1 pseudogene is annotated in these 662 nt (G+C 42.7%); it reads left to right on the top strand.

What is annotated here, in order from left to right:
- Positions 1-662, top strand: a pseudogene (locus ACXAFS_RS15285) (gliding motility-associated C-terminal domain-containing protein); the annotation flags it as partial.

The raw sequence follows: 662 nt of genomic DNA, 5'->3' as shown, positions 1-662 counted from the left end.
GCTTGTGGTAATACAAAAACTATTGTTAGAACTTGGACCGTAACGGATGAGTGTGGTAACAGCGTATCTGCTGACCAAACGATCACTGTGGTTGATACTACTGACCCTACGATTACAGTTCCTGCGGATGTCACTATTGAGTGTACCGAAGATGAGTCTTCTGCTAATACTGGTGTTGCTACTGGTACGGATACTTGTGGTACAGTAACGATTACGGAATCTGATGTTGAAACTGCTGCTTGTGGCAATACGAAAACTATTGTTAGAACTTGGACCGTAACGGATGAGTGTGGTAACAGCGTATCTGCTGACCAGACTATTACTGTGGTTGATACTACTGATCCTACAATCAATGTTCCTGCTGATGTCACTATAGAGTGTACTGAAGATGAGTCTTCTGCTAATACTGGTGTTGCTACTGGTGCAGATACTTGTGGTACAGTGACCATTACTGAGTCAGACGTAGAGACTGCAGCTTGTGGTAATACGAAAACTATTGTTAGAACTTGGACGGTAACTGATGAGTGTGGTAACAGCGTATCTGCTGACCAAACAATCACGGTGGTTGATACTACTGATCCTACAATCAATGTTCCTGCAGATATTACTATTGAGTGTACTGAAGATGAGTCTTCTACTAATACTGGTGTTGCTACTGGTGC

This window comes from Winogradskyella sp. ABM4_392 (assembly GCF_056160445.1).
This window is presented reverse-complemented; position numbering and strand designations above follow the sequence as displayed.